Annotated in this window: 2 protein-coding genes; both read left to right on the plus strand. The window is 52.4% G+C overall.

What is annotated here, in order from left to right; translation table 11 throughout:
* On the plus strand, positions 1-108 hold a 108-nt coding region (gene yjeJ / locus SB765_RS28440; protein ID WP_410932332.1), incomplete at its 5' end, for a YjeJ family protein.
* A gap of 42 nt (positions 109-150) precedes the next feature.
* A partial coding sequence (locus tag SB765_RS28445; protein ID WP_410932331.1) for a hypothetical protein occupies positions 151-349 on the plus strand: 199 nt, incomplete at its 3' end.

Below are 349 nucleotides of genomic sequence, written 5' to 3' on the forward strand. Positions count from 1 at the left end.
ACCGTAGCGGCGAATAACGCCCAACCGCTAACCCAAGATCAATGCTTACGCGCGCTGCATCACTTACGTGTTCAATCCACCAGCAAAACTGCACCACAGGCGAAATAATCTCATCTTTGCTAATGCGAGGCTGGAGCCATCCAGCCTGAAATGACTGATAACGTGATCGTTGGTCATGCCGGATGCGGCGTAAACGCCTTATCCGACCTACGGTTCTACCCCTGCGTAGGCCTGATAAGACGCGCCAGCGTCGCATCCGACATAAATAAAGCGCACTTTTCTAACAACCTGTGGGGGGGATATCGCCGCTTTATTTCAGGCGCTTACCCGCTTCATCAACCACTTTCTC

The sequence above is a fragment of the Pseudomonas sp. SIMBA_067 genome (genome assembly GCF_046534675.1).
Classification (GTDB): domain Bacteria; phylum Pseudomonadota; class Gammaproteobacteria; order Pseudomonadales; family Pseudomonadaceae; genus Aquipseudomonas; species Aquipseudomonas putida.